Source organism: Okeania sp. SIO2F4 (assembly GCF_010672385.1).
Taxonomy (GTDB): Bacteria; Cyanobacteriota; Cyanobacteriia; order Cyanobacteriales; family Microcoleaceae; genus Trichodesmium.
In genome coordinates this window covers 1-4455 of sequence record NZ_JAAHGT010000820.1, presented here as the reverse complement: position 1 = coordinate 4455, position 4455 = coordinate 1, and the positions used below count along the sequence as shown (strand labels likewise).

Genomic DNA, 4455 nt, shown 5'->3' with positions numbered 1-4455 from the left:
GGCAAGCGTTTGCGCTTCGCAAAGCTTCGAAGTTCGCGTAGCGTCCCGGAGGGAACGGAGACCTCGCCATCCCATCCTAAGGTCATGCTTCGCTTTCCGACCGCTTTTTTCCCTTTAAAAGGGGAGGCGCATACCCACAATTTCTCGGTAATCCTATTTCAGTTGTAATATTTTGGTGGTATTTAGGAGTCATTTCAGTTATCAGTTATCAGTACCTCCTGTTTAACCAGGAGGCTTGAAATACGGAATATTCTTTTCTCTTGGTCGATTGGATATGGTTAGGTAACCCATCCATCCCATCCTGACGGACAGCTCCGCTTTTCATGTCGGCGACAGCTGAAACGACCGCTTTTTATCCCCTTAAAAGAGGAGGCTTGAGACTTAAATTTTTCGGTCAGAATTTACTCATATTTGGAGGTAATATTAACTATTAGAAAAAGTTTCACAAATCATTTAATTGCTATAGACAAATAATGTAGGAATTTTCAAGAAGCACTTAGCAATTAGTCATATTAAATCCGCTTACTTCGGAATAACAAGAAACCGGGTTTTTGGGAGGTCAATATTAGTATTGTAGGGCATTTGATACAAACCCGGTTTCTCTGCTTTTTTATACCAATACTACCAGATTTGATATAAGAGATAACTTCGTTCCGCTTCTCGATCGTTTTTTTATCTTTATAAGGGGACTTCAGCCCAGCCTAAACAATCCTTGTTATAGAACAGGAGGTTCCAAAACTTAAAAAGCTGAAAGCTGAATGCTAATAGCTAAATGCTTATAAAAAAACTGAGACTAATCCCTAGATTATTCTAAGAAAATCCTATTTTGTTTCTGAAATAATCTGTTGATTCTGGAAAGTTATACCCTTAACAAGTTTAACTATAAACTGTTGTAAAAATTGAATAGTTGCTCTCATACTAGAACCATGACTAACAGCCCAAATATTCGTGATTAAAGAACAGCTAGCAAATAATACAAGAATGAATGTTTGGATTCTAACTACTCCGACAATAAACCAGCTTCCGACATGAAGGATAATCATTAAAGCATAAAAACTGGCTACTAATGCCATTAAGTTAATTTCTTTTTTGGGTCGATGGAGGAGTGTAAAAATTATTGGCTGTAAACTTGCTAGTACATTCATAGGTACTAGCAATCCACAAATTGCTACACAATATAGGTGTGAAAATTCGATTATGTTATTGAAGTCGAACATCTTATAAATCTCTCTTTATGGTTGATTAATTCTGTATTTTTATTGGAGTGTAATATCAAAACTCAGAAAACAGCTTTTTATTTTATTTTTTTTGCTTTTTTTGAACTGAATCAGTCCAAAAATTAGTAAACATCATTAGCATTCCTCCAAGAAAGATAGTAATTGCGATTCCTACAGGAATTACAGTTTCCCAGTCAGTTGTTTTCATGTACTTCCTAGTTTATTTAGTCAAGGGATTTTAGTAATTATACCTAATATGTTATTAACTACTATGTGATTATATTAAGATTTATAAAAAAATGTTAAGCTAACAAAAAAATTAAGGAATGTTTAAAGTTAATTTATGTATAGTATAAAAAAAAATCTATTATAGTCAAAATATAGATTAACAAAATGTATTAATATCATATTCAAATAATTAGTTATAAAAAGCATAGTTTCCTTCTAGTGAGCAGTTTTCATTCTTATCCTTTATTCATTGTTCTCTGTTCCCTATTATTTACTATAGTCTTTTCAAATGAGATGTAAATCTAGATTGAAGTTTTTTAGTGCGAAAAAAGCGCTGTCTTAACTATCTTATATTCTTGCATTTGCTACTATTTAATGCTGTTTTCCCTTCTTTCTCTATTGCCTATATACCTATTCCCTATTCCCTTGTTAATAGGACTCGGTTTCCGCATCCCAGATAAAAACGCTATATTTATAAGTATTCAACTGAAAATGATATAACTCCTACATGAGATTTAAAGCCATAGAAGAGATAAACATTTTTCAAAGATCATAAATTAATATAATAGCTGACAGCTAAGAGCTGTCAGCTGAATGCTTATTAGAAGAGTATCAACAAATGCCAAATATTCAGGGGTATAGTCATTAATCCTGTAAAAGTAGTTCCAATTTTACTAATATGAACAGTAACCAAATTACTCAAGCAAATCAAAAAGATTTAACTAACCAATATCAAGAACAAATTCATTTATCAGGTCATATTCAACCTCACGGCCTATTATTTGTTTTAAAAGAACCAGAATTAAAAATTTTACAGGTAAGTAATAATACTTTTGAACTATTTGGCATACCTGCTCAAACATTACTAAATCAAAACTTAAGTGATTTTCTCGACCCAAACCAAATCGATACAGTCAAAAAAAGTTTAGAAAATAATCCTGGATTCAAAATACTCAATCCTGTTAAATTATCAGTTAAAACTAGAGATAAATCCTTAGTTTTTGATGGCATAATTCATCGTTCTGAAAATAATTTAATTCTTGAGTTAGAGCCAGCTATATCTGAAGAAAATATTTCATTTTTAAACTTCTATCATTCTGTCAGAGAAGCAGCATCAAAAATGCAAGGAGCTTCTAATTTGAAAAATTTATGTCAAATAATTGTAGAAGAAATCAGAAAAATTACAGGTTTTGACAGGGTAATGGTATATAAATTTGATTCTCAAAACAGTGGTTCTGTAATTGCTGAGGACAAAATAGAAACTCTACAAACACTCTTAGGATTAAATTACCCAAGTCTAGATATTCCACCCCAAGCAAGAAAACTATTTCAGGTAAATTGGCTCAGATTAATAACAGATGTTAATTCTCAACCTGTAGAAATTTTACCAAGCAATAATCTAGTTACTAATGAATCCCTTAACTTAACCTATTCTATTTTAAGAAGTGTCTCACCTTGTCACATAGAATATTTAAAAAATATGGGTGTTGCTGCTTCCATGTCTATATCTTTGCTGAAAAATAAAAAATTATGGGGTTTAATTGCTTGTCATCATAATTCAGCGAAATATGTGCCTTATGAATTAAGAGCAGCGTGCGAATTTTTAGGACAAACAATGTCTCTAGAAATTTCTGATCAAGAAAAAAATGAAGACTATAATTATCGGTTAGAGTTAAAATCAGTCAAGAGTCAAATAATTGAAAATATTTCAACCTCATCAAATTTTATTGATGCCTTAGTTGAATGTCAAAATCAACTCCTGAATTTGGTCAGTGCTGAAGGAGCAGTTGTAATTTCTGGAGACCATTTTCATCTAGTAGGTAAAACTCCACCATTAATAGCTATTCAAGAATTAATTCCAGAGATAGAAGAACAGTTTAATCAAGACGTTTTTTCTACAGATTCTTTTCCTAAAGTTTATAAAAAATTCGATAAATATAAGAATGTAGCTAGTGGGTTACTAGCAGTTTCAATATCTTCAGATCAGATAATTTATATTTTGTGGTTTCGACCAGAAGTTATTAAAACTATTGATTGGGCAGGAGATCCTAAACCAGTGACAGAAACAGAGTTTAATGGTGAGATTAGATTATGCCCTCGCAAATCATTTGAACTATGGAAAGAAACTGTTAAACTAACATCTCTACCTTGGAAAAAGTGCGAAATAGATGCTGCCCTAGAACTGAAAAATGCGATTATTAAAATTGTACTTAAACAAGCAGATGAACTAGCAAAATTAAATTCTGCATTGCAAAATTCAGAAGCAAAGGAGAAAGAAAAATCGGCTCAATTAGAACAAACATTAAAAAAATTACAATTGACCCAGACACAATTAATCCAAAGTGAAAAAATGTCAAGCTTAGGGCAGTTAGCAGCAGGCATTGCCCATGAAATTAATAACCCTGTTAATTTTATCTATGGCAACATTGAATATGCAAATAATTATTCCCATGAACTAATGTACTTGATTAAACTATATCAAAAATATTATAATCCTCCTGTAGCAGAAATTGAAGCAGAAAGCGAAGAAATAGATATAGAATTTATTATGGAAGACCTACCTCAACTATTAAAATCTATGAAGGTAGGTACAGAGCGGATTCGTGAAATTGTCAAGTCATTACGCAATTTTTCCAGACTTGATGAAGCAGAAAAGAAGCCAGTTAATATTCACGAAGGAATAGATAGCACTTTACTGATACTTAATAATCGATTTACTCCTAAAGTTGGGAAAGAGATTAGTTTAATTAAGGAATATGGTAATGTTCCTCTGGTAGATTGTTATGTGAGTCAGTTAAACCAAGTATTAATGAATATTGTGGTAAATGCAATTGATGCTCTGGAAGAAGCACAAGCAAAAGGGAAATTTTCTCAATCGAATCAAGAGGAAATTCCCACAATAAAAATTCAAACAGAAGTCAGAGAAAAAAGATTTGTTACTATTAGCATTTCTGATAATGGTACGGGTATGACAGAAGAAGTACGGCAACAAATATTCGATCCTTTTTTA

2 protein-coding genes are annotated in these 4455 nt (G+C 32.0%); one reads left to right on the top strand and one right to left on the bottom strand.

All coding sequences use genetic code 11. The annotated features are described in order from the left end of the window. Nucleotides 1–821 precede the first annotated feature (821 nt). The gene (locus F6K22_RS33270) at nucleotides 822–1145 is read right to left on the bottom strand and encodes a hypothetical protein (RefSeq protein ID WP_293108200.1); all 324 of its coding nucleotides are present in this window, start codon (nucleotides 1143–1145) and stop codon (nucleotides 822–824) included. Between the two features lie 979 nt (nucleotides 1146–2124). On the opposite strand from F6K22_RS33270, the gene F6K22_RS33265 reads away from it, so the two are divergent. Further along, nucleotides 2125–4455: GAF domain-containing protein (locus F6K22_RS33265; RefSeq protein ID WP_293108196.1), on the top strand; the 2331-nt coding region annotated here is incomplete at its 3' end.